Raw genomic sequence first — 22,134 nt, 5'->3', positions numbered from 1 at the left:
AGGGCACAATGAACGCCAAACAGATCGCACTGCCCCTGCTTTCGGTCCTGGGCCTCGCCAATGTTGCGGCCCGGGCGGAGGAAGCGCCGATTTCCACCGCCTATGCCGCAAGGGTGGACCCGGCCGCCTTTTCCGACCGCGCTTCCGACAGCAGAAAGCTCGGCGTCACCGCCAGCCCCGCGACCGTGCGGCTGATTACGCCTGGAGTGGACAAGTTCAGCATATACAACCTCATCGGCCCGCCGCATTTCGACGAGGGCATTACCCGCAGGTGGAACTACGTCCTGCTTTTCCCGACAGAGCCGGGCGGAACGGAGAGGCTGCGTTGCCGGATGGAGATACGCTTCGGACGAGACAGGAAGGACGGTTACAATGTGACCGTTTCCGAGGTCGTGTGGCAGGATCAGGCTTGCGCCGACCGGGTTGCGGCCGCGGACTGATCGGGTAACAGGCGGAGATATGCGCTTGATAAGACTTGTCTCCGCCGCTCTGCTTGCCTGCACGGCCGCCTCGCTTTCGGCACAAACTTTCGGCCCGCCGGTCGCAGGGATGTGCCTGTTGTCGCGCACGGCCGCCATCGGCGCCTCCCGTGCGGGCCAGTCGATGCAGGCCCGGCTCGGGCAGATGCAGACAATGCTGAAAGGCGAGCTCGCCCAGCGCCGGGGCGCCATCGACCAGAAGCGCCGGGCGCTGGAAGGGCGACGGAACGCCACCGCACCGATCGAATACCAGCGGCAATCGGCGTTGCTCGACCAACAGGCGCAAGCGCTGGAACAGCAGCAGAATGCCCGCTTCATTGCCGCGCAGACCCATGGCCAGCAGCAGATCGACCGAGCGCTGGGCGAAGCCCTGGCGCGAGTGATCACCCGCCAGGCTTGCGGTGTCGTCCTCGAGAGGGACCAGTCCTATGGCTGGAACAACGCGATGGATATCACCGGCGCTGTGACCAGCGAGATGGACGCCATTCTGCAGGCCGTGACGATCCAGTAATCCATTACTCAGAGGACGGAAACCGAGTGACTTTGCTCGGCGTGGATGAAGGGGTGGAACGGCGGGACGAAAAACGGGGTCTGCGAACTTGCGGCAATTTCAGCTAGTCGGGCGTGCAATGCGGTCCAACCTGATCGGTTCGCGTCGATATCAGACCACGATTTTTTGAATTGCGTGAACAAAGGACCGCTTCCTCGCATTCTACCCCAGAAGGAGCCGTTCCGGATGGGCCAGTTGCCGTTCGATGGCATCCGCGTTCCACAGCCTATTCCGTTGAGCAGCGTGGCAGCCATCGCGCGAAAGCCATGGGCGGTCATCTCGTCCTTGCCGTAACCCATGCGGCGAAGGGCCGCGTTTCGCTGCAGGTCCATCAAATGATCCATCAATTGATTGAGAATGGGTGGAGCGTATCCGGAACTTCCCGGACATTATATCACCGAAAAACCCGCAGAAAACCGCCACTTATGAGGCGTTTTCGGACCCCCTGAGAGGCGGTGTTGGAGCGGGTAGCGGGAATCGAACCCGCATAGCCAGCTTGGAAGGCTGGAGCTTTACCACTAAGCTATACCCGCTAAATCAGCCGCTTGGAGCCAATTCGGCAGCCGAACCCTGCAGCGCGTTTTTAACCGGCCGCTGAGGCGTTTGCCGATTGCCATGACTGTCGCCGCCTCGTCAACGTATCTTTTTGCCCACGGCGCGTTCGGGGGGGCGGCCGCGCGCCGGATCGGCGGATCGCACCGGCGGCAACTGGACGAAGCGCCTCGTGCGTCCGTTCAGTCCGGCTTGTCACGGATCGTTCGCGCATTTCATGATACTCTCGCACATGCAGCAATGATATGGTGGAGCGGCAGTGAGATGAGGACGCCCCTAGCAATGAACACAGCCCGGACGCGCAAGCAGAACGATTCCCAGCCCTCAGCCAGGCGGCGCAATCCGCTTGACCTGTTGATGAATTCGGGTCTCGGCAAGCTTCTGCGCGGTATCGGCGTTGCGCCGCGGCAGGACAGCGGCGAAAGCCTGCTCGACATTGCCGACGCCCTGCTTTCCTTGCGCGGGCGCGCCTCCGGGCCGGCGCTGGCTTCCGCCTTCTTCGACCTTTACGAGGCCACCGACCTCAAGGCGCGGCAGGATTTCCTCGCCAAGGTTCACGACCTCCATCCCGCTGACTCGACCGCGATCGACAAGGCCATTGCCCTGTGGAACGAGAAGCAGGACGAGGCGTCCGCTCTCGCGCTCAACGAGGCGACCGAATCGCCATGCCGCCGGCTGATCAACCAGCTCAATCTTGCGCCGCAGGGTACGCCCCGCCTGATTAACCTGCGCGAGGATCTGCTCGCCGTGCCCAGGTCCGCGCGCTCGGCCGGCCTTGCCGCGCTCGACCGCGAACTGGAGGGCGCCTTCACCGCATGGTTCAACGCCGGCTTCCTCGAACTGCGGCGAATCGCCTGGGATTCTCCGGCCTCGCTGCTCGAGCACATCATCCGCTACGAGGCCGTCCACGAGATCGCCGGCTGGGATGATCTGCGCCGCCGCGTCCAGCCCGCCGATCGCCGCTGCTATGGCTTCTTCCATCCGCAGATGCGCAACGATCCGCTCATCTTCGTCGAAGTGGCGCTCACCGCGCAGTTGCCGGGGACCATCCGCGAGATCATCGCGGAGGAGCGTGAATCGGTCGATCCACTGGAAGCAAGCTGCGCGATTTTCTATTCCATCAGCAACTGCCAGGTCGGCCTCAAGGGGATTCCCTTCGGCAATCACCTGATCAAGCGCGTTGTCGGGCTGCTCAAGGAAGAGCTGCCGCATCTCGGAACTTTCGCCACCCTTTCGCCAGTGCCCGGCTTCGCCAGGTGGCTGGCCAAGGAGCAGGGCGCCGATGCAAGGGTGCCGGGACCGGGCGAGCTGCGTGCGCTGGCTGCGCGGTACCTGGTGAATGCCAAGGGGCAGGGCAACCAGCCGCTCGATCCCGTCGCACGCTTCCATCTCGGCAATGGCGCGCGGCTCGAGGCGGTCCATGCCAATGCCGACCTTTCTCCCAACGGGCAGAAGCAGGCCCACGGCGTGATGGTCAATTACCTCTACGACCTGGACGAGATCGAGACGAACTACTTCGCGCTCACCGAACTCGGTACGGTCGCGCATTCCAAAGCGGTTCAGGCGCTTTTCGAGGAGACCGAGGGCAAGGGCGGCAAGAAGCCGGGCAAGGCCAAAGGGCAGGATACCGTTCCGGCCTGACCCAGCCGCGTCCCGGAACGCGGAGGGGGCCGTGAGCTCTGTCCGCGCCCCGGTCAGTGGCCGGGGAAGTCGATCAGCCAATCGACGGTGACGCCCGCCTCGCGTAGCCTTCCCGCGCCGCCAAGGTCTGGCAGGTCGATGACGAAGAGCGCGCGCTCGACGAGGCCGCCCGCCCGTCGGATCAGTTCGGTGGCGGCGAGAGCGGTGCCTCCGGTGGCGATGAGGTCATCGATCAGCACGACCCTGCTGCCTTCTCCGATTGCGCCGGGGTCGATCTCCAGCGTGTCGGTTCCGTATTCCAGCGCGTAGTCGATCGCGAGAGCCGGGACCGGCAGCTTGCCGGGCTTGCGCACCGGAACGAAGCCGAGGCCCGTCCGCGCCGCGACCGCCGCGCCGAAAATGAAACCCCGCGCCTCGATGCCGGCGATCACGTCGGCCTCTGCGGCCAGCGCCTTCTCGCTCAACATGGCAACCGCCGCCGCGAAGCCGGGGCCGTCGCCGATCAGCGTGGTGACGTCGCGGAACAGGATTCCCGGTTGGGGGAAGTCGGGAATGGAGCGGACGAGAGCCTTGAGGTCATCGCGGGTCATGTTCGTGCTCCCTAAAAAGCGAAGCGCCCCTGCCATCGCCGGATGGAGGGGCGCTCGCATTTCAGTCAATCGACCGGATCTCAGTGCTTCTTGTCGGCCCAGATGTTGCGGTACGACATGTAGCCTAGGATCGTGGCGAAGAGCAGGAAGCCGAGGACCGGCCAGCCGGTCTGCTTGCGCTTCTCGAGCTTGGGTTCGGCGGCCCAGGTCAGGAACGCCGCGACGTCTTTCGACATCTGGTCGACGCTCGCCTTGGTGCCGTCGCCGTACTCGATCTGACCGGCGGCGAGCGGCGGGGCCATCGCGAGGTTCAGGTTGGGGAAGTACGGATTGTAGTGAAGGCCGGCGGGCGTCTTGGCATCCGGGAACTCCTTCAGGAGTTCGGCGGGCTGCTCCTGATATCCGGTCAGCAGCGAGTAGACGTAGGCGCTGCCGTGGTGGCGGGCCTTGGTGATCAGCGAGAGATCGGGCGGAATCGCGTTGTTGTTCGCGGCGCGCGCGGCAACATCGTTCGCGAAGGGCGAGGGGAAGTAGTCGGTCGCCATGCCCGGACGCAGCGTTTCCTCGCCGGTATTCGGATCGGTGCCCGGAACCTGGAAGCCCGCCGCGATCGCCTTCACTTCAGCCTCGGTGTAACCCAGCGCGGCAAGATCGCGGAATGCGACGTGCTTGAGCGCGTGGCAGGCCGAGCAGACTTCCTTGTAGACCTGGAAGCCGCGCTGGAGCTGCTGGTTGTCGAACTTGCCGAACGGCCCGTCGAACGAGAAGTGGACGTTCTTGGGGGCCACGTGGAACTCATGTTCCACCATCGCCGGAGCGGGTTCGGTCGCCGCCGTGATGGCGCCGAGAACAAAGGACCAGGCCAGGGCTACCGTGAAGAACAGCCCGACGAGGATCGAGAGAATGCGTACCATGTCTTTCGTCTTTCGTTCTAGCTGTTGATCACGCCGTGGCGGTCTGCGCCGGGGCCAGCTGAGCGGCTTCGTCCTTGCCGAGCACAGACTCGGTGATCGAGTAAGGCAGCGGCAGCGGCTTCTCGATCGCGGAGACGATCGGCAGGATGATCAGGAAGTGCGCGAAGTAGTAGAGCGACGCGATCTGGCTGAGCATGACGAAGGGTTCTTCAGCCGGGGCACCGCCGCAGTAGAAGAGAACCGCCATGGCCGGGATCAGGCCGAACCAGAAGAACTTCTTGAACATCGGGCGATAGGTGCCCGAGCGCACCGGCGACTTATCGAGCCAGGGCAGGAAGAACCAGACCAGGATCGAGCCGAACATGGCGAGCACGCCCATCAGCTTGGCCGGAATGAAGAAGAAGTCCTGGGTGAAGGCGCGCAGGATCGCGTAGAACGGCCAGAAGTACCATTCGGGAACGATGTGCGCCGGCGTGCTCATCGGGTTGGCCGGAATGTAGTTGTCCGGGTGGCCCAGCGCGTTCGGGAAGAAGAACAGCACAGCGCAGAACAGGAAGGCGAAGGCGCCCACGGCCCAGCCGTCCTTGGCGATGTAGTAGGGGTAGAACGGGATCGTGTCGCTCTCGCTCTTCACCTCGACGCCGGTCGGGTTCGACGAACCCGGGATGTGCAGCGCCCAGATGTGCAGGATAACCACGCCCACGATCACGAAGGGCAGCAGGTAGTGCAGCGAGAAGAAGCGGTTGAGCGCGGCATTGTCCGGCGCGAAGCCGCCCAGAAGCCACTGCTGGATCGGCTCGCCGACGAGCGGAATCGCCGAGAACAGGCCGGTGATGACCTTGGCGCCCCAGAAGCTCATCTGGCCCCAGGGAAGCACGTAGCCCATGAAGGCGGTGGCCATCATCAGCAGGAAGATGACGACGCCGAGCAGCCACACCATTTCGCGCGGGGCCTTGTACGAGCCGTAGAAGAAGCCGCGGAAGATGTGGATATAGATGACGACGAAGAAGGCCGAGGCGCCGTTGGCGTGCGCGTAGCGCATCAGCCAGCCCCAGTTCACGTCGCGCATGGTGTGCTCGACGGTGTCGAAGGCGACCTGGGCGTTCGCGGCGTAGTGCATCGCCATGACAATGCCGGTGACGATCTGCAGCGTGAGGCAGACCAATGCGAGGATGCCGAAGTTCCAGAAATAGTTGAGGTTACGCGGGACGGGATAACCGGAACCGACCGAGTTGTAGACGAGACGCGGCAGGGGCAGCTTCTCGTCCATCCATTTCATGAAGGGATGTGACGGCTTGTATTCGTTGGCCCAGGGAAAGCTCATGATCGTGATCCTCTCTCTTGGCCTCAGCCGATCTTGACGACGGAGTCGGAGGTGAATTCGTATTCCGGAACCTCAAGGTTCGTGGGCGCGGGGCCCTTACGGATACGGGCTGCGGTGTCGTAGTACGAACCGTGGCAGGGGCAGAAATAGCCGCCGAACTCGCCCCTGGTTTCACCCTCGCCGGCACCCAGCGGCACGCAGCCGAGGTGGGTGCACACGCCCATGGTGATGAGCCAGTTCTCCTTGCCTTCCTTGGTTCGCTCGGCCAGCGTCTGCGGGTCGCGCAGCGTGTCGAGAGGAACCGCGTTCGCTTCCGCGATCTCCTGCGGAGTCAGGTTGCGCACGAAGACCGGCTGCTTGCGGAAGACGGCCTTGATGGCCTGGCCCGGCTGAATCGCGGAAATGTCGACTTCGGTCGACGATGCCGCAAGCACGTCGGCCGATGCCGACATCTGGCTGACCAGGGGAATAACCACCCCAACGCCAGCGACACCCGCCGCGCTTACCGCGGCGATATTGATGAAATCGCGCCGCCGCACGCCAACTTCTTCTGCCATGTTAGCCCTTGCCTTGCTTTAGACGTCTTGCTTTTGACAACCCGCTGCCGGGGACCGACAACGGGCCATGTGCCTACCAATGGTACGCCTGGTAACCCCCTTGACGACGCCCTGACCGGACGCATTCCGGGCCGGACCCGACTTGGGCGGCCTGATATACGCGAAAACCGGCGCTGCCAACCGCCTTTTTGGCCTATCGTGAAAGCCCTGAAAGAGCGGCGCTTTCGGCTTGACGGGCGGATCGGTCGCCGAGCAGGCCGCGTGCCGGCATGTGCGCCTCAGCCCAGGCCGATCAGGGAAATCTCGCGGCCATAGGTGGGTTCGCCGCGATGTGTCGCGCGGCGATAGGAAAAGAAGCGGTCGGGCACGGCGTAGGTATCGAGGCCCAGCCGCTCGACCGCGCCGATTCCGGCGGCTTCGAGGCGGGCGGCCACATAGCCCTCGAGATCGAACTGGTGATGCCCCTCGCGGCCTGTCCGGAAGAACCGGGCATTGGCGCTGTCCTCTTCGCGGAAGCGGTCGCGAAATGCCTCGTCCACCTCGTAGGATTGCCGCGCGATGCACGGGCCGATCGCCGCGACGATGCGCGCGGTGCTGGCGCCGAGCGATTCCATCGCGGCGATGGTGCGGTCCGTCACGCCGCCGATCGCCCCTTTCCATCCGGCATGCGCGGCGCCGACGACGCCGGCCTCCCGGTCCGCCAGAAGCACGGGCGCGCAATCCGCCGTGAGCACGCCGAGCAGGACGTCCCGGCGGGTGGTGACGAGGGCATCGGCGGAAGGGCGGTCCCGGTCCGACCAGAGATCGTCCGCGACGATGACGCAGTCGGGCGAGTGGACCTGATAGACCGTGACGAGCCGCGCGCCGGGCCGGACGGCGGCGACCGCGCGCGCGCGGTTCTCGGCGATCGCCGCCGGATCGTCGCCCGAGCCGGGGCCGACGTTGAGGCCCGCGACATCGCCGCGGCTCACCCCGCCGCGCCGACCGAGGAACCCGTGCGGCACGCCTTCGAGCACGGCGGCGCGGTTGACTTCGACGGCTTCGGTTTGCGTCATGTCAGCCAAGGCTCTTCGTCACCTGCTCGCGCACGTCGCGCGAAAGCGTAGGCAGTGCCGCGATCTCTTCGAGTTCGGCGCGCATCAGCCGGGCACGGTCCGGCTCGATTCGCCGCCAGCGGCCGAGCGCGGGAACGAAGCGCGCGGCGGTCTGCGGATTTATAGGATCGAGCCGACGGACGATCTCGCCGATCATCGCGTACCCCTCGCCGCTCGCGTCGTGAAACGCCTTCGGATTGAGCGCGGCCGACATGTAGAGCGCGCGCGCGCGGTTCGGATTGGACAGGGTGAAATCGCCATGCTGCGCCAGCGTGCGGATATGGTCGAGCACGCGGGGATGGAACGAGCCGGCCTGGAGCGAGAACCATTTGTCGATGACCAGCGCGTTGCCTTCATGGCGCTTGTGGAAGTCGGCCAGGGCTTCCTCGCGCTCGGGCACGTCAAGGCCGCACAGCACGGTCAGCGCGCTCTGGCGGTCGCTCATGTTGTCGGCGGCGCGATATTGCGCGAAGGCGCGGCGGGCGCCTTCGGCCGGATCGCCGGCGGCGATGTAGACGAGCGACTGCGCCTTGCACTTGCGGGCACCCCGCGCCGCCGCGTCGCGGCCGAAGGGCACGGCCGAGGCGCGGTCATGCAGGGCGCGGAACGAGTCCAGCAGCTCCGCCCCCAGCCAGGCCTTCAGCGCCTCGCGCGCTTGGTGCAGCGCGCCGGGATCGGCGACCAGGAGCTGTTCGGAGAGATACGCGACGGTCGGCAGGATCAGCAGCTCGCCGCGAATCAGATCCTCCAGCGCCTCGTCGGCGAGGACGGCTTCGCAGGCCTGTCGAACGGCATCGCGCCCGGCTTCCCGCCCCGTCTTGTCCAACCCCGTCTCGTCCAGGCCCGCGCTCACCGCGCGGATGAGGTGACGGACGATCAGGCTCTGCATGGCCTCGTAGCGGGCGAAGGGGTCGTCGTCGTGCGCGGCGAGGAACACGAGATCCGCGTCGGGGCGCTCCACCTCCAGCGCGACCGGCGCGGAAAAGCCGCGATTGACCGAGAGCACCGGCGGGCGAGGGCATCCCTCGAAACGGAAGGTATCGCTGGCCTTGTCGAGCACGATCAGCCGTTCGCCGGAGTGGCTGGCCGTCTCGCGATCGAACAGCGCGACCCGCAGCGGGATCGGCATGGGCTGCTTGATCGCCTGGCCGGGCGTTGCCGGGACGGCCTGGTCCGCGGTGAGGATCGCCGTGTCGCCTTCGTGGCGCATGGCGATGGCGACGCGGGGCGTTCCGGCCTGCGAGTACCACAGGCGGAACCGCCCGAGGTCCAGCCCGGTTCCGTCCTCGATGGCCCTGACGAAATCCTCGCACGTCGCCGCTTCGCCGTCGTGGCGCTCGAAATAGAGGTCGGTGCCTTTGCGGAAGCGTTCCTCGCCGGCCATGGTCCGCATCATGCGGATCACCTCGGCCCCCTTGTTGTAGACCGTCGACGTGTAGAAGTTCGAGATCTCCTGATAGGAATCCGGGCGGATCGGATGGGCGAGCGGCCCCGAATCCTCGGGGAACTGGCCACCGCGCAGGATGCGCACGTCCTCGATCCGCTTGACCGCCTCGCTGCCCATGTCGGCGCTGAAAAGCTGGTCGCGAAGGACGGTGAAGCCTTCCTTGAGCGAAAGCTGGAACCAGTCGCGGCAGGTCACCCGATTACCCGACCAGTTGTGGAAATACTCGTGGCCGACCACGCTCTCGATGGCGTCGTAATCGGCATCGGTCGCGGTGTCAGGCTCGGCGAGGACATAGCGGGTGTTGAAGATGTTGAGGCCCTTGTTCTCCATCGCCCCCATGTTGAAGTCCGACACCGCGACAATGTTGAACAGGTCGAGGTCGTATTCGCGCCCGAAGGCCTCCTCATCCCATTTCATCGCCGCGATCAGCGAATCGAGCGCGTGCTGCGTGCGGTTCTCGTCGCCGGGGCGGACCCAGACGTTGCATTCCACCTGCCGCCCGCTCATAGTCGTGAACCGGGCGGTGTTGGCGACCAGATTGCCGGCGACGAGCGCGAAGAGATAGCTCGGCTTGGGCCAGGGGTCGTGCCAGTGCGCCCAGTGGCGGCCTTCCGCGCCCTCGCCCCGCGCCGTGCAGTTGCCGTTCGAAAGCAGGATCGGGAAGCGCGCTTTGTTTCCCTCCATGCGCACCGAATAGGTCGAGAGCACGTCGGGCCGGTCCGGGAAGAATGTGATTCGGCGGAAGCCTTCGGCCTCGCACTGCGTGCACAGCATGCCGTTCGAGGCGTAGAGGCCCATGAGCTGCGTGTTGGTGACGGGCTGGACCAGCGTCTCGATCTCGATCGCGTGCCGCTCTCCATCCAGTTCGAGCAGCAGGTCCGGGCCATCCATCCGCCAGTCGCGCGCGGCGCGGCCGTCCACTTTCACCACCAGCGGCGAAATCTGGTCGCCATTGAGGCGAAGGACGTCGGAGCCATTGCCGTCCGGGTTTCGCGTAACCGTCAGCTTCGAGCAGACGTGCGTTTCCTCCACGCCCAGCCGGAAGGACAGGGCGATCTCCGGCACCAGCCAGGCCGGCGCAAGATAGTCCTCCCGGTGGATGACCTGGGGCGCGTGCGGCGGCGGGGCCGCATCGGCGACCTGCGTGTTTTCTTCAGGCTCGGCGGGGCTGCTGGCAATGTCCATGGTGCTGATTTAGAGGCTCGCCTTGCGATTGCCAGCGGTCGGACTACCAAACAGCGTAAAGTTCCGGAGATTGGCGGCGGGAGGCACAGGAACACAATGCACCGGCGGTTCTTCATTTTCGGCCTGGGCTATGCCGGCGGGGTCATTGCCGGACATCTCGCCGCGCAGGGCTGGGAAGTGATCTCGACGGGAAGCAAAGGCACGCTCTCTTTCGATGACGAAGGCACCGTGCGCCTGGCGCTCGCCGATGCCGACCACGTGCTTTCGTCCGTGCCGCCGGGAAGCGAGGGGCTCGACCCCGTTCTCGATCGCTACGGCGCGGCGCTCGCGGGAAAGCCGCTCTCCTATCTCTCCTCCACCGGGGTCTACGGCGATACCGGAGGCGCCTGGGTGGACGAAAGCGCGCCTGTCGGCACCGGCCGCCGCGTCGCGCGGGCCGAAGCGGACGCGGCCTGGCTGGCGCGCGGCGCGCGGGTCTACCGCCTGCCGGGCATCTATGGCCCCGGCCGCTCGATCTTCGATCGGATCGCACAAGGGCGCGCGCATCGCATCGACCTGCCCGGTCAGGTCTTCAGCCGCGTCCATGTCGAGGACATCGCCTCGGGCGTGATCGCGGGAATCGGCGCGCCGCCGGGGGCCTACAACCTTGCGGACGACCTGCCCTGCAGCCAGAACCTGCTGGTCGAGGAAGCCTGCCGCCTGCTCGGAATCGAGCCGCCGCCGCTGCAATCGCTGGAGGAAGCGGGGCTCTCACCGATGGCGCGCGCCTTCTATGCCGAGAACCGGCGCGTCGCCAATGGCAAGGCGAAGCGCGTGCTGGGCTGGCGGCCGTGCTTTGCGGACTATGCCGCGGGCCTGCGCGCGCTCAGGGCGATGACCAGCCCGGCCACCGCCAGCACCGCGCCCGCCGCCGCCAGCAAAGACCAGCGATAGTCTTCGAGCACGGTCGAAATCAGCATGGCGACGATGACCACGGCAACCCCATTGTATGCCGCCCGCCCGGCGCCAAGTTTGCGGATCAGTGTGTAATAGAGCGGAAAGGTCACGACCGAGCCCAGAATCGCGAGGTAGGCGGTGCCCAGCCAGTAGGCGAGGCTGGCGGGGATCACCGGCGGACCGCTGGTAACAAGGGCCACCGCGACGTCGCAGATCGTGCCGTAGAGCATCGCCCAGGCAAGCAGGCTCTCCATCGGCACGGCCTGCCCCGTCTCGTTGGCCTGGATCACGTTGGAGAACGAGGCGCACAGCATCGCGATGACCGCAAAGGCGATGCCCAGCAGCACCTTGCCCCCGACCGGCGCCTCGCGCGCCTCGTGCAGCAGGAGCAGGGCGATCCCGGCCAGGGCGATGGCGCTGCCGACAAGGAAGCGCGGGGTGATCGGCTGCTTGAGCAGCGCCCGTGCGAGCATGGCGTTGGGTACCAGCAGCAGCGAAAGCATGACCGCGACGATGCCCGAGGTCAGGTGCAGTTCGGCGCGGTAGACGAAGTTGTAATTGCCGCAGAACTGCGCCGCGCCGATTACAAGCGCCAGCCGGTGCCCGGCCGCGCCCAGGCGCAGGCTCCTGCCCATCGCCAGCGCGACGAGGAACATCGCCGGCGTCGCCAGCGCGAAGCGCCAGACGACCGACCAGCTTGCCGGAACGCCGTCGATCTGCCCGATGATGACCCACCAGGTGGAGCCCCAGATCAGCGCCACCAGCGCAAATGGCATGGCGATGGCCGGGCGCAGCACGGCCCGCTGCACGGGAGCGTTCACCTCACCTGCCTCACAGGCGGGCAATCGTGCGCGCCAGGGCGGAGGCGTGTTCCATCCGGGTGTCCCACGAGGCGACTAGCCGCGCGGCGTCCTCGCACCGGTCATGGAAGGCGAAGCCTTGCCCCCGCAGCCCCTCGCGCTCGGCGGGATGGACGGACGCGGCATTGTCGGAAAGGGACTTCATGGCCATATGCCCTGCTCGGCGCCGGGCGCCTCGTCAAGCGCCTCACCGCACGGGAAAATGCTGCTGGAGATAACGCATGGTCGCTGTGACCATTACCAAGCACGAACTGGGTTCAGGGGGCGAATACATCGCCCATGTCGCGGACAGCGATGCGGTCGGCAAGCTGACCTGGATGGAACACAACGGCGTCCATTATGCCAATCACACGCTGGTGCCCCCGGTGATCGGGAATCGCGGCGTCGCCGCGCGGCTTGTGGAGGCAATGGTGGCCGATGCCCGCGAGAACGACTTCAGGATACGCCCCGTATGCAGCTACGTCATTGCCGCGTTCGAACGGCATCCTGAATGGGCGGACGTGCAGGCGTGACGTGAAGGCGCCCGCGCCTCAGCCGAAGCCGCTGTCCAGGAAAGTCCGCGCCAGACCCGCAAGATAGGCCGCGCCCTGCGGCAGGACCGTTTCGTCGACCATCATCTTGGTCGAGTGGATGCCGCAGCAATGCTGCCAGTCCGCCCCCTGATGGCTGACGCCGAGGAAGAACATCGCGCCGGGCACTTTCTCCAGCACATAGGCGAAGTCCTCTGCGCCCATGATCGGATCGCGCAGGCGCAGGAACGCCGCCTCGCCGAACATCGATCGCGCCACCTGCTCGCCGAACGCCACGGCGGCCTCGTCGCACACCGTGACCGGAAAGCCCTCCACGAACCGCACTTCGGCGGTAAGGCCATGCGCCCCGGCGATCCCGGCCGCGAGCACGGGCAGGTCTTCCCTGAGGCGGGCGCGGTTCGTTGCCGAGAGCGTGCGCATCGTTCCCACCATGCGGGCCTGATCGGCGATGATGTTGTGCGCGGTGCCGCCCTCGATCCGGGACACGGTCACCACCACGGGATCGAAGACGTTGAACTTGCGCGCTACCATTGCCTGTATGGCCATGACGATCTCGCAGGCGACCGGTACCGGGTCGAGTGTGTCGTGCGGCATGGAAGCATGGCCGCCGCGCCCGGTGACCGTGATTTCGATCTGATCCGCCGCCGCGAGCAGCGGCCCCGTCCGACCGCCGATCAGGCCGTGCGGCGCGTTGGGCATGACATGGAGCGCGAAGGCGGCGTCCGGCAGCGGGCGATCGAAGCCTTCTCCGCCCAGCAGCCCGTCCTCCAGCATGAAGCGGGCGCCGTGATACCCTTCCTCGCCGGGCTGGAACATGAAACGCACCTCGCCTTCGAGGCTGTCCGCCTGCGGCGCGAGGATCTCGGCCGCGCCGGCCAGCATGGCGACGTGCGCGTCGTGCCCGCAGGCGTGCATCACGCCGGGGATCGTCGAGGCGAAGTCGAGCCCTGTCTCCTCCGGCATCGGCAGCGCGTCCATGTCGCCGCGCAGGAGGACCGCGCGCCCCGGTCCGGCCCCGCCTTTCAGCGTGGCGACGAGCCCGGTGGTCGAAGGCCCCTCCCGCCATTCGAGCGGCAGGTGGGCGAGCGCCGCGCGGATCTTGTCGCGCGTCCTGGGCGTATGGAGGCCGAGTTCGGGTTCGGCGTGAATCGCCCGGCGCAGGGCAACGATACGCTCGGACAGGTCAGCGGCTTGTGCGATCAGGGCTGAGGATGACATGCATGCATGATAGCCGACGTCACTCGCCTGTCGAGCCGCGTTCAGCCTCCACAGGCTCGATCTGCCCGCGTTCTAGCCGCTGCAGCGTCCACCATGCCATGACGCCCATCGCGAGATAGGACGTCGCACCGCCCAGGGCCACGGCCCAAGCGGCACCCGAGGGTCCGAACGGGATGAACAGGTAGAGCCCGACAGCCAGCGCGATCACCGCCAGCAGCCTTGCGAACAGCGAGAGCCGGGCGCGCCCGGTCGAATGCAGAACCGGTTCGAAGGCGACACTGGCAAGGTCGAAGCTCGCGGCGATCGCCAGCGGCACGAGGATCGAGGCCCCCTGCTCGAAATCAGGCCCCGCGATCAGCTCGAGCAACTGTCGGCCCGCGACCAGCGCGATGCCGACAACCACCACCCCCGCAATCCCGGCGATCCCACTGGTCTGCAGCGCGAGCTTGCGAAATTCGGCCAGTTCCGAGGCAACCCGCGCGCGCGCCACTTCGGCATAGACCGAGCGGGTCAGCAGCGTGGAAAGCTTGCTCAGCGCCTGCGAAAGCTGCGACGCGAGGCGATAGAGGCCCGCCGCGCGGGTGCCGATGAAGGCGCCGACCGCGAGCAGCGGACCGTTGCGCATCGTCGCCTCGATCGTCGCGCTGGCATACGTAACCATGAAGAACCGCCCGACGCCTTCGTTCTCGGCAAAGGCCTGGCGCCACCGGGCAAGGTTCGAGAGGCGCACGGCCTGCGGGCACAGGCGGCGGGCCATGATCCAGTAGAGCACCGCTTCGAGGATATCGATGGCCGCCCAGGCGATGAGGAACCGGCTGACGCTGGGGCCGGTCCACCAGATCGCAAGCGCCGCTATCAGGCGCCCGGTCGGCACCACCGCCTCGACATAAACCGCCATGTCGAAGCGGTGCAGCGCGCGCACGATGCCGGTCGGGGCCGAAACCAGCGCCCAGAGCGCCGCGCAGGAGAAATAGAAGGCCGTGTCGATATAGGCCGGGTTCAGATCGAGCACCCCGGCGAAGCCGTAGATCACGACGGCGGCGAGCGCGCAGCCGAATACCGCCCCGACCGCATCGAGCATGCCGCACAGCATGCCCAGCCGCCCGAACTTGTCCCAGTCCTCGGCATGGACATGCTCGCTGCCATAGCGCACCACGACGCGCCAAGTCTGGAAGCCGGCGATGGCGATAAGCGCCTGCGCGGTGCCGAAAATCAGCGAAAAGTGCCCGAAGTCCTTCAGGCCGAGCGTGCGCGTCAGGATGGCAAGGTACACGAGGCCGCAAACGGCGCCGAAACCCTTGCCGCCCAGCAGCCAGGCCGTGTTCTGAAGTATCCGCCTCATGGGAGAAGCGCTCTCCAGGCGGTCGCGTTTGGCGGACATCGCCGGTGCATTTGGACGAGAGAGGATACACATGCAAGGCTTCGCGCAGTCATCCGCCGCGGCGCACCTTTCCCTTTTGTCCCGTAGCCGCTAGAGGGCGCGGCTTGCGCCAATCAGGTTGAATTCATGATCGAACACGCCATCCTCCTCAGCGCCGGCCAGGGCTCGCGCCTGCTTCCGCTCACCGCCGAGCGTCCGAAGTGCCTGATCGACTGCTCCGGCAAGTCGCTGATCGAATGGCAGATAGAAATGCTGGCACGCGGCGGCGTGAAACGCATCGATGTCGTCACCGGCTTCATGACCGACATGGTCGAGGAGCATCTTGCCGCGATCCGCGACCCGCGCGTGGATATATCGATCCGTTTCAATCCGTTCTACAAGGTCGCCGACAACCTCGGCTCGTGCTGGATCGCGCGCGAGGCCATGCGCGGCGACTTCCTGATCCTCAACGGCGATACCCTGGTCTCCGAGGAGATCGTTCGGAAAGTCCAGCAGCCCAGCGACTGGCCGGTCGCCGTCACCGTCGACGTCAAGGACGCCTACGACAGCGACGACATGAAAGTCGAACGCGAAGGCGAGCGCCTCGTCCACATCGGCAAGACGCTGACGGCGCAGCAGTCCAACGCCGAATCCATCGGCTTCCTCGCATTTCGCGGCGAAGGCGTCGAACTGTTCCGCGAAACCGTGCGCCAGGCGATGCGCACACCCGAAGGCGTGCAGCACTGGTACCTCAAGGTGATCGATTCGATCGCGCCTACCGGCAAGGTCGGCACCGTCTCGATCGAGGGAATGGACTGGGCCGAAGTCGATTTCCTCAACGATATCGAGATCGCGACGAAGCTCACCGATACCTGGGTATAGGGCTCAGAAGAACCCCTTGAGCCAGGCGACCAACGCCGAAAGGTCATCGCCCTCCAGCGCCACGGCGTGCCCGAGATCGGGCACCTTCGGCCAGCCGCAGTCGACGAATTCGCGCCCCTGCCATTCGCGCGATCCCTCGTAACGGGGGATGACGTGGAAGTGGACGTTGGGGTCCACCATCATCAGCATGAGGTAGTTGAGCCTTTCATAACGCACCGCCTCGCCCAGCGCCGCCTCGATGGCCGAGGTCACCTGCTTGAGTTCCGCGTGGGCCTCGGCGGGAAGGTCTCCGAAGGCGGTGGCGTCGGACTTCGCGGCGAGGACCAGCGAGCCGAGCGTCGGTTGCGCGGGTCGGGCGAGGACGACCCAGTACCGAAAATCGGCCACCAGCGTTCCCGGATAGCCGAACTTCTCCATGGTCACATTCATGCCTCAGTCCTCCGAAAGCCAGGATGTGATCGTACCGCCTCTTGCGCGCACGATCCATGCCTGGACCAGACGCACGGCATGAATCAGACACGAAATGGCGGTCCACCACGCCACCGCGATCAGGCCGAGGTCCGGCCGCGCAAGCAGCGTCGCGACGAAGAGGATCACCATATTGGGGTTGCGCCGCGCGGTAATCAGGCGGAACCGGCTGTCGAACCGGCGCCAGACATGGATGTGCATCATCCCGTTCTGGCGCATGAACACACCCTCGATCAGCCGCTGGACGAGATAGCCGCCCTGGATCGCACCCTGCACCCACCAGAACGTCGCGGTGTCGTAGGCGAGGCCCCAGGCGCCAAGCCCGGTCGCCCAGAACCACCACCAGAACGGCGGGTGGACGAGGTCCAGGCCGTGATCGAAGATGTTGCCCCAGTATGACGACGTGATCGTGCAGCGCGCGAGCTTGCCGTCCACCGTGTCGAGCACCATGAAGACAAGCCCCGCCGCCATCCCGGCCCAGTAATGGCCATAGGCGAAAAGCACCGTCGCGGCGACGCAGAACACCGCGCCCACGCTTGTCACCATGTTCGGCGTGATGTGCAGCTTCGCGCAGATGCGCGTGAGGACCAGTGCCCATTCGGGCCAGAGGTATTTGGTCAGCAGGTCGGTCACGCCCTTGTAGGCGCCGAAGTAGCTGGCACGCTCGACCTGGCGCACGGTGTCCTTGCGCAGCGGCAGGAGGAACGGCGTCTCGCGCTTGCGCAGCTGCTTGTTCTCGATGGTGGGGCCGCTCTCGAAAGCGACGAGCGTAAGCCCGGAGGCGTCGGCGAGCGGTGCCGACGAGGCCATGGCACCCGCGATCCGCCTTGCCTGGCTCGCATCCGCGGCATGGGCAAGCGCAGGAACCCCGCCCAGAGTGAGCACCATGCCGGGCCGGGTAACGATATGCCTGAACCATGCCGGATCCCAGGCGGCGTCGGCGCTCGACAGCACGGCCGGCCCCTGCGGCACCTCGTTCACGGGCACGAGCTTCGCCGCCTTCGCGATCCGCGCCACGCGTTCGGAAACCTCGAGGCCCCAGAGTTTTACGGGATTGTCGCCGATCGTGACGACCGCCAGTGCTTGCGCGTTTTCGAACATGGGGCGTGGCCGTAGTCGAGCCGGCGCCCGCTGGCAATCGGACAGGAGATGTGCCTGACGGCGGGCGCAAAAGCCGATGCGGCGTGGCCATGGAACTGTAACTTTAATGTGTCACATTATGTTTCTTGGTGATTTTCAGCGCGGGCGGCACTACATAGACGCCCGTGCACGGAACGATTTACGAATTTGAAGCGCTGCCGCGGTTCGGCAAGCAGGAACCCGAAGGTTCTTCGCGGACGCCATCGCGCGCCGCGCGCGGACGTGCGGTTCCGCTGGTCGGTATCGTGCGCAATCCGCGCAGCCATCGCAACAAGGGCATCGCCCCGGAGATGGCCGACTGCTCGAATATTCTCACCGAAACGCCCCGCACCCGCGAGGAACTGCGTCTGACGCTCGACGGTTTCGCGCGGCGCGGCATCGACTACCTCGTGGTCGACGGCGGCGACGGCACCGTGCGCGACGTGCTGACCTGCGGCGCGGACATTTTCGGCGACGACTGGCCGACGCTCATGATCCTGCCCAAGGGCAAGACCAACGCGCTGACCGTCGATCTGGGCCTGCCCAACCACTGGTCGCTGGCCGAGGCGCTGGCCTCGGCGCGGAAAGGCAAGACGATCTCCCGCCGTCCGCTGCGGATCACGCCCGAGCAGGGCGGCGGCTGCGTGCAGGGCTTCATTCTCGGGACCGGGGCATTCGCGCTCGCCACGGAGGCCGGGCAGGAGGCCCATCGCCGGGGCGCGTTCAACAGCTTCGCCGTGGGCCTCTCGATCCTGTGGTGCGTGATCCAGACGCTGTTCGGCGGCGCCGGCAATTCCTGGCGCGCCAACACGCCGACCCGGCTGGTCGATCGCCACACCGGCCGCGATCTGCCGCACAGCGGCCCCGGCGCCCCCAACGAACGCTTCGTGGTCATCGCCACGACCTTCGAGAAGTTCCCGCTCGGCGTCCGCCCCTTTGGCCGCCGGCCCGCGCCCGGTCTCAAGCTGGTTGTGCTGGACGCGCCCGTGCGCCGGGTCGTCATGCAGATCCCGGCAATACTCTTCGGCCTCCACAGCCGTTTCCTGGCGCGCAGCGGCCTGCATCGCTTCCGTGCGAGCGACATCGACATGGAGATCGGCGGCGCGTTCATTCTCGACGGCGAGGCCTTCCCCGCCGGCCGCTACATTCTCGACGAGGGGCCGCAGCTCACTTTCGTCGTGCCGTGAGCCGGCAACCGTGAACGATACTCTCGACGCGCGCATCGCAGCCGCGCTCGACCGGCCGGTGGAACTCGAAGTGCAGGCCTTTGCCGCGCGGCTCGCCTTGCCGGCGAAAGCGCTGGGCGTGCTGTTCTACGGCTCCAATCTCAGGACCGGCTCGCTCGAGGGCGTGCTCGACTTCTACGTGCTCACCGAAGGCGAACAGGCCGAGAAGATCTGGCCGCGCGTCAGCTATCACGAGTGGGAACGCGGCGGCGTGATCCTGCGCGCCAAGGTCGCGACCATGGCGCTGGAGACCTTCCGCACCGCCGCTGCCGGAGAGCTGATCGACACGACCATCTGGGCACGCTTCGTGCAGCCGAGTGCGTTGGCCTGGCGGCGCGGCGATGCCGCCGCCGATACGATCGCCGCCGCCGTTGCGCGGGCCGCGTGCACCGCCGCGCGTCTCGCCGTCGCGCTCGGCCCGGAAGCGGGAACGCCCGAGGATTACTGGCGCGCCCTGTTCCGCGCGACTTACGCCGCCGAGTTCCGCGTCGAGAAGGCGGGGCGCGAGGATTCGATCCTCTCCGCCAACCACGATCATTTCGATGGCCTGCTGCCGCTGGCGCTCCTCGCCGGGGGGATCGGCTTCGCGCGCGGACCGGACGGCGTGATCCGCCCCGCGCTAACCGCAGACGAGAGGGCGCGCCTGCTGGGCTGGTGGAAGCGGCGCCAGCGGCTCGGCAAGCCCTACAACCTGATGCGCTTGCTCAAGGCCTCGACCACGTTCGACGGCGCGGCGCGCTATGCCGCCTGGAAGATCGAGCGCCACACCGGCGTGCATGTCCCGGTCACGCCCTGGCGCGAGCGTCATCCCGTGCTCGCCGCGCCCGGCGTGCTGTGGCTGGTCTGGCGCGCCAGGAAAGCCGCCGGCGAGAAGGAAGCCGCGTGAGCGCAGCAGACCTGCAACAGGTGTCCGCACTGATACTCGCCGGATCGCGGCCCGGCGCGTCCGATCCGGTGGCGGACGCCGAAGGCGTCAGCCACAAGGCGCTCGCGGAGATCGGCGGCAGGGCGATGCTGGCCCACGTCGTCGCGGCGCTGCGCGGCGCCGGAATCGCCCGCATCGCGGTGGCCGCCAATGACCCGCAAGTTCTCACTCTCGCCGGGGAACTCGGCTGCGAGACGGTGCCAGCCGCCGAAGGCCCGAGCGCCAGCGTCGCCGCCGGGTTCGAACGGCTCGGCGCGCCCATGCTGGTGACGACTTCGGACCACGCCCTGCTGCGCGCCGGATGGGTGAGGCAGTTCCTAGACGACACGCCCGGCGATGCCGACGTCGCGGTCCTCCTCGCGCGGCGCGAGGCCATAGAACAGGCGATGCCCGGCAGCCGGCGCACCTACCTGCGCTTTGCGGACGGGCAATGGTCGGGCTGCAACCTGTTCCTGCTGGCGCGCGCCGATGCCCGCGCCGCGATCGAGACCTGGAAGATGGTGGAGGCGGACCGCAAGCGCCCCTGGCGGATCGCGGCCCGGCTCGGGATCGGAATGCTGGCGAGCTATGCTCTCGGCCGTCTGACCCTCGCCGCGGCGCTCGCGCGGCTGGGCCGCCGGGTGGGCATCGAGGCCCGGCTGGTCGCCGCGCGCGACGGCCTTGCCGCCGTCGACGTCGACAAGCCCGCCGACCTCGCCGACGCCCGCGCCATCATGGCCTCGCGCGCTTCGGAGTGATCCTTTCGCAAGCGCTTCACGCGAAGGCGCGCAAGACGATTGCGATAGCCCCTCACATGTACCGCATCTGGATGCGGATCGACTTGACATCGCGCCCCACCGGCACCCCGACCTTCGTGTAGCTCGGCTTGCCGAGGTTGAAGATGTTGATCGAAGGATTGTTGGACATGCCGCCGCCATCGGACATGATATCCGTATCTCCGTTGCCGTTGAAGTCATGGCGTACGGCGATAGCGTAAGTGCCCGATGCCGGGACCGGCAGGCAGAAGGTCATCGTCCCGGCCTTGGCCGGCACGTCTATGCGCGCGAGCCACTTGCCCTTGGCCATCCATTCGGATGAGGTCGCGCGATAGCTCTGGACGCGCAGCTTGCCCTGCGAGGCCTTGATCCCGTCGACCGTGACCATCACCGCCGGGCCGGAGCCTTGCGTGCAGCGGCTCATGTCGTTGCGGATCTCGTGGCGGTACTGCGCTACCGCCGGCGCGGCCGTCGCCAGCCCCAGAGCCGTCACGGCTCCGAACGCGGCGATCAGCCGTGCTCTTTTTCCGATGGATCCTTTCGGAATGTTCGTGATCATCTGCATCTTTCCACATGTCGCCGGCGGCGGCCCGACCATCGTCTGACACGTGCCGCAAACCCCAATATTTCCGCGGGGAAATGCCCTAAGCACCGTGAATGACGACTGAATTGCACCGTTGGCGGACAGTCAGACAAGCCGGGCGCACCTCTCCCCGATCCCGATCCGGTACCATTCCCGGCGTCTTGACCCAATATCGCGTGTGGAAAACGGCCCGAAGCGTCCTTGTCGCCCCAAGATGTGGTGCTTTATGCCGCGTTAGGGAAGGAGTCCCGATTTCTCGCATGGCAACACCCCTCATCTCGCCCTCGATCCTGTCCGCCGACTTTTCCCAGCTGGGTGAGGAAGTGCGCGCCATCGACGAGGCCGGCGCCGACTGGATCCATGTCGACGTGATGGACGGCCATTTCGTGCCCAACATCACCATCGGCCCCGCCGTGGTGAAGGCGCTGCGCCCCCACAGCGCCAAGACCTTCGACGTCCACCTGATGATCTCTCCGGTCGACGCCTTCCTCGAGGCCTTCGCCGATGCCGGCGCCGACGTGATCACGGTGCATCCCGAGGCCGGGCCGCACGTCCACCGCACGGTGCAGACGATCCGGGGTCTCGGCAAGAAGGCCGGCATCTCGCTCAACCCGGCGACGCCCGCCAAGATGCTCGACTACCTGATCGACGAGATCGACCTCGTACTGGTGATGAGCGTCAATCCCGGTTTCGGCGGCCAGAGCTTCATTTCCAGCCAGCTTCGCAAGATCGAGGCGGTGCGCAAGATGATCGACAAGTCGGGGCGCGACATCCGGCTCGAGGTCGACGGCGGCGTCGATGCCAAGACCGCGCCGCTGTGCGTTTCGGCGGGCGCGGACGTACTGGTCGCCGGTTCCGCCACGTTCCGGGGCGGGCCGGGGCAATACGCGGCGAACATCCGCACGCTCAAGGGCCTCGGCCCGGCGGAGGCGGACTGAT

At 66.5% G+C, this 22,134-nt stretch carries 24 protein-coding genes and 1 tRNA gene; 10 read left to right on the top strand and 15 right to left on the bottom strand.

From position 1 onward, the window contains the following. Window positions 1-8: 8 nt before the first annotated feature. Together IEX32_RS02595 and IEX32_RS02590 are read left to right on the top strand one after the other, a co-directional pair. Window positions 9-440, top strand: coding sequence for an outer membrane protein assembly factor BamE (locus IEX32_RS02595; RefSeq protein ID WP_188768069.1), 432 nt, complete (start codon window positions 9-11; stop codon window positions 438-440). A gap of 19 nt (window positions 441-459) precedes the next feature. Further along, entirely contained in the window at window positions 460-990 is a 531-nt protein-coding gene (locus tag IEX32_RS02590) for an OmpH family outer membrane protein (RefSeq protein WP_188768067.1), read from the top strand. 8 nt (window positions 991-998) lie between these two features. Here the strand turns inward: IEX32_RS02590 and IEX32_RS21040 are convergent, their stop codons facing one another. After that, window positions 999-1,361, bottom strand: a complete 363-nt coding sequence (locus tag IEX32_RS21040; RefSeq protein WP_373285408.1) for a hypothetical protein — start codon at window positions 1,359-1,361, stop codon at window positions 999-1,001. A gap of 127 nt (window positions 1,362-1,488) precedes the next feature. After that, window positions 1,489-1,562: transfer RNA gene (locus tag IEX32_RS02580), tRNA-Gly, on the bottom strand. A 301-nt stretch (window positions 1,563-1,863) separates the two neighbouring features. Between IEX32_RS02580 and IEX32_RS02575 the strand changes: the two genes are divergently transcribed. Further along, window positions 1,864-3,222 (top strand): malonyl-CoA decarboxylase domain-containing protein, encoded by a 1,359-nt coding sequence (locus IEX32_RS02575; protein ID WP_188768066.1) that lies wholly within the window; start codon window positions 1,864-1,866, stop codon window positions 3,220-3,222. Between the two features lie 53 nt (window positions 3,223-3,275). Here the strand turns inward: IEX32_RS02575 and IEX32_RS02570 are convergent, their stop codons facing one another. The 6 genes from IEX32_RS02570 to pepN all read right to left on the bottom strand — a co-directional run bounded on the left by IEX32_RS02570 (window position 3,276) and on the right by pepN (window position 10,333). Then, on the bottom strand, window positions 3,276-3,812 hold the full coding sequence (locus IEX32_RS02570; protein WP_188768064.1) for an adenine phosphoribosyltransferase: 537 nt from the start codon (window positions 3,810-3,812) through the stop codon (window positions 3,276-3,278). Window positions 3,813-3,892: 80 nt separating this feature from the next. Continuing rightward, entirely contained in the window at window positions 3,893-4,726 is an 834-nt protein-coding gene (locus IEX32_RS02565; RefSeq protein WP_188768062.1) for a cytochrome c1, read from the bottom strand. A gap of 28 nt (window positions 4,727-4,754) precedes the next feature. Then, a complete protein-coding gene (locus IEX32_RS02560) occupies window positions 4,755-6,050 on the bottom strand; it encodes a cytochrome b (protein WP_188768060.1) in 1,296 nt (431 codons plus the stop codon). Window positions 6,051-6,073: 23 nt separating this feature from the next. Then, on the bottom strand, window positions 6,074-6,607 hold the full coding sequence (petA, locus tag IEX32_RS02555) for a ubiquinol-cytochrome c reductase iron-sulfur subunit (RefSeq protein ID WP_188768058.1): 534 nt from the start codon (window positions 6,605-6,607) through the stop codon (window positions 6,074-6,076). Window positions 6,608-6,885: 278 nt separating this feature from the next. Further along, window positions 6,886-7,662 (bottom strand): peptidoglycan editing factor PgeF, encoded by a 777-nt coding sequence (pgeF, locus tag IEX32_RS02550; RefSeq protein WP_188768056.1) that lies wholly within the window; start codon window positions 7,660-7,662, stop codon window positions 6,886-6,888. A gap of 1 nt (window position 7,663) precedes the next feature. Further along, on the bottom strand, window positions 7,664-10,333 hold the full coding sequence (pepN, locus tag IEX32_RS02545) for an aminopeptidase N (RefSeq protein ID WP_188768047.1): 2,670 nt from the start codon (window positions 10,331-10,333) through the stop codon (window positions 7,664-7,666). A gap of 96 nt (window positions 10,334-10,429) precedes the next feature. Between pepN and IEX32_RS02540 the strand changes: the two genes are divergently transcribed. After that, entirely contained in the window at window positions 10,430-11,266 is an 837-nt protein-coding gene (locus IEX32_RS02540) for a Rossmann-fold NAD(P)-binding domain-containing protein (protein ID WP_188768045.1), read from the top strand. Here IEX32_RS02540 and IEX32_RS02535 read toward each other — a convergent pair. Both IEX32_RS02535 and IEX32_RS02530 read right to left on the bottom strand, forming a co-directional pair. After that, the gene (locus IEX32_RS02535) at window positions 11,176-12,045 is read right to left on the bottom strand and encodes a DMT family transporter (protein WP_188768206.1); all 870 of its coding nucleotides are present in this window, start codon (window positions 12,043-12,045) and stop codon (window positions 11,176-11,178) included. The two genes, IEX32_RS02540 and IEX32_RS02535, sit on opposite strands and share 91 nt — an antisense overlap. A 55-nt stretch (window positions 12,046-12,100) precedes the next feature. Further along, on the bottom strand, window positions 12,101-12,274 hold the full coding sequence (locus IEX32_RS02530; RefSeq protein ID WP_188768043.1) for a hypothetical protein: 174 nt from the start codon (window positions 12,272-12,274) through the stop codon (window positions 12,101-12,103). Window positions 12,275-12,350: 76 nt separating this feature from the next. Between IEX32_RS02530 and IEX32_RS02525 the strand changes: the two genes are divergently transcribed. Beyond that, window positions 12,351-12,641 (top strand): GNAT family N-acetyltransferase, encoded by a 291-nt coding sequence (locus tag IEX32_RS02525; RefSeq protein ID WP_188768041.1) that lies wholly within the window; start codon window positions 12,351-12,353, stop codon window positions 12,639-12,641. Between the two features lie 18 nt (window positions 12,642-12,659). Here the strand turns inward: IEX32_RS02525 and IEX32_RS02520 are convergent, their stop codons facing one another. Continuing rightward, window positions 12,660-13,877, bottom strand: coding sequence for a M20 metallopeptidase family protein (locus IEX32_RS02520; protein WP_188768039.1), 1,218 nt, complete (start codon window positions 13,875-13,877; stop codon window positions 12,660-12,662). A 19-nt stretch (window positions 13,878-13,896) separates the two neighbouring features. Next, a complete protein-coding gene (locus tag IEX32_RS02515) occupies window positions 13,897-15,258 on the bottom strand; it encodes a lipopolysaccharide biosynthesis protein (protein ID WP_188768037.1) in 1,362 nt (453 codons plus the stop codon). Between the two features lie 126 nt (window positions 15,259-15,384). Here IEX32_RS02515 and IEX32_RS02510 point away from each other — a divergent pair, with 126 nt between their 5' ends. Then, window positions 15,385-16,119 (top strand): phosphocholine cytidylyltransferase family protein, encoded by a 735-nt coding sequence (locus IEX32_RS02510; protein WP_188768028.1) that lies wholly within the window; start codon window positions 15,385-15,387, stop codon window positions 16,117-16,119. A gap of 3 nt (window positions 16,120-16,122) precedes the next feature. On the opposite strand, the gene IEX32_RS02505 is transcribed toward IEX32_RS02510, so the two are convergent. Both IEX32_RS02505 and IEX32_RS02500 read right to left on the bottom strand, forming a co-directional pair. Then, the gene (locus IEX32_RS02505; RefSeq protein ID WP_188768026.1) at window positions 16,123-16,548 is read right to left on the bottom strand and encodes an HIT family protein; all 426 of its coding nucleotides are present in this window, start codon (window positions 16,546-16,548) and stop codon (window positions 16,123-16,125) included. Window positions 16,549-16,551: 3 nt separating this feature from the next. Continuing rightward, on the bottom strand, window positions 16,552-17,688 hold the full coding sequence (locus IEX32_RS02500) for a CDP-alcohol phosphatidyltransferase family protein (protein WP_188768024.1): 1,137 nt from the start codon (window positions 17,686-17,688) through the stop codon (window positions 16,552-16,554). A gap of 164 nt (window positions 17,689-17,852) precedes the next feature. Between IEX32_RS02500 and IEX32_RS02495 the strand changes: the two genes are divergently transcribed. The 3 genes from IEX32_RS02495 to IEX32_RS02485 are packed head-to-tail and all read left to right on the top strand — an operon-like array spanning window position 17,853 to window position 20,594. Further along, window positions 17,853-18,893 (top strand): diacylglycerol/lipid kinase family protein, encoded by a 1,041-nt coding sequence (locus IEX32_RS02495; protein ID WP_188768022.1) that lies wholly within the window; start codon window positions 17,853-17,855, stop codon window positions 18,891-18,893. A 10-nt stretch (window positions 18,894-18,903) separates the two neighbouring features. Further along, window positions 18,904-19,818 (top strand): hypothetical protein, encoded by a 915-nt coding sequence (locus IEX32_RS02490; RefSeq protein WP_188768020.1) that lies wholly within the window; start codon window positions 18,904-18,906, stop codon window positions 19,816-19,818. Next, window positions 19,815-20,594 (top strand): nucleotidyltransferase family protein, encoded by a 780-nt coding sequence (locus tag IEX32_RS02485; RefSeq protein WP_229735812.1) that lies wholly within the window; start codon window positions 19,815-19,817, stop codon window positions 20,592-20,594. The genes IEX32_RS02490 and IEX32_RS02485 overlap by 4 nt, the downstream gene beginning before the upstream one ends. Before the next feature lie 52 nt (window positions 20,595-20,646). Here IEX32_RS02485 and IEX32_RS02480 read toward each other — a convergent pair whose 3' ends face one another. Continuing rightward, entirely contained in the window at window positions 20,647-21,171 is a 525-nt protein-coding gene (locus tag IEX32_RS02480; protein ID WP_188768018.1) for a DUF2141 domain-containing protein, read from the bottom strand. A 284-nt stretch (window positions 21,172-21,455) separates the two neighbouring features. Here IEX32_RS02480 and rpe point away from each other — a divergent pair, with 284 nt between their 5' ends. After that, window positions 21,456-22,133, top strand: coding sequence for a ribulose-phosphate 3-epimerase (gene rpe / locus IEX32_RS02475; RefSeq protein WP_188768016.1), 678 nt, complete (start codon window positions 21,456-21,458; stop codon window positions 22,131-22,133). Window position 22,134: the final 1 nt, after the last annotated feature.

This window comes from Novosphingobium endophyticum, from assembly GCF_014640675.1.
GTDB classification, from domain to species: domain Bacteria; phylum Pseudomonadota; class Alphaproteobacteria; order Sphingomonadales; family Sphingomonadaceae; genus Novosphingobium; species Novosphingobium endophyticum.
This window is presented reverse-complemented; position numbering and strand designations above follow the sequence as displayed.

Bases quoted from the DNA above. Each gene is read 5' to 3' on its own strand.
- IEX32_RS02595 (WP_188768069.1), top strand. From the start codon at position 9: ATGAACGCCAAACAGATCGCACTGCCCCTGCTTTCGGTCCTGGGCCTC.
- IEX32_RS02590 (WP_188768067.1), top strand. From the start codon at position 460: ATGCGCTTGATAAGACTTGTCTCCGCCGCTCTGCTTGCCTGCACGGCC.
- IEX32_RS21040 (WP_373285408.1), bottom strand. From the start codon at position 1,361: ATGGACCTGCAGCGAAACGCGGCCCTTCGCCGCATGGGTTACGGCAAG.
- IEX32_RS02575 (WP_188768066.1), top strand. From the start codon at position 1,864: ATGAACACAGCCCGGACGCGCAAGCAGAACGATTCCCAGCCCTCAGCC.
- IEX32_RS02570 (WP_188768064.1), bottom strand. From the start codon at position 3,812: ATGACCCGCGATGACCTCAAGGCTCTCGTCCGCTCCATTCCCGACTTC.
- IEX32_RS02565 (WP_188768062.1), bottom strand. From the start codon at position 4,726: ATGGTACGCATTCTCTCGATCCTCGTCGGGCTGTTCTTCACGGTAGCC.
- IEX32_RS02560 (WP_188768060.1), bottom strand. From the start codon at position 6,050: ATGAGCTTTCCCTGGGCCAACGAATACAAGCCGTCACATCCCTTCATG.
- petA (WP_188768058.1), bottom strand. From the start codon at position 6,607: ATGGCAGAAGAAGTTGGCGTGCGGCGGCGCGATTTCATCAATATCGCC.
- pgeF (WP_188768056.1), bottom strand. From the start codon at position 7,662: ATGACGCAAACCGAAGCCGTCGAAGTCAACCGCGCCGCCGTGCTCGAA.
- pepN (WP_188768047.1), bottom strand. From the start codon at position 10,333: ATGGACATTGCCAGCAGCCCCGCCGAGCCTGAAGAAAACACGCAGGTC.
- IEX32_RS02540 (WP_188768045.1), top strand. From the start codon at position 10,430: ATGCACCGGCGGTTCTTCATTTTCGGCCTGGGCTATGCCGGCGGGGTC.
- IEX32_RS02535 (WP_188768206.1), bottom strand. From the start codon at position 12,045: ATGCCATTTGCGCTGGTGGCGCTGATCTGGGGCTCCACCTGGTGGGTC.
- IEX32_RS02530 (WP_188768043.1), bottom strand. From the start codon at position 12,274: ATGAAGTCCCTTTCCGACAATGCCGCGTCCGTCCATCCCGCCGAGCGC.
- IEX32_RS02525 (WP_188768041.1), top strand. From the start codon at position 12,351: ATGGTCGCTGTGACCATTACCAAGCACGAACTGGGTTCAGGGGGCGAA.
- IEX32_RS02520 (WP_188768039.1), bottom strand. From the start codon at position 13,877: ATGTCATCCTCAGCCCTGATCGCACAAGCCGCTGACCTGTCCGAGCGT.
- IEX32_RS02515 (WP_188768037.1), bottom strand. From the start codon at position 15,258: ATGTCCGCCAAACGCGACCGCCTGGAGAGCGCTTCTCCCATGAGGCGG.
- IEX32_RS02510 (WP_188768028.1), top strand. From the start codon at position 15,385: ATGATCGAACACGCCATCCTCCTCAGCGCCGGCCAGGGCTCGCGCCTG.
- IEX32_RS02505 (WP_188768026.1), bottom strand. From the start codon at position 16,548: ATGAATGTGACCATGGAGAAGTTCGGCTATCCGGGAACGCTGGTGGCC.
- IEX32_RS02500 (WP_188768024.1), bottom strand. From the start codon at position 17,688: ATGTTCGAAAACGCGCAAGCACTGGCGGTCGTCACGATCGGCGACAAT.
- IEX32_RS02480 (WP_188768018.1), bottom strand. From the start codon at position 21,171: ATGATCACGAACATTCCGAAAGGATCCATCGGAAAAAGAGCACGGCTG.
- rpe (WP_188768016.1), top strand. From the start codon at position 21,456: ATGGCAACACCCCTCATCTCGCCCTCGATCCTGTCCGCCGACTTTTCC.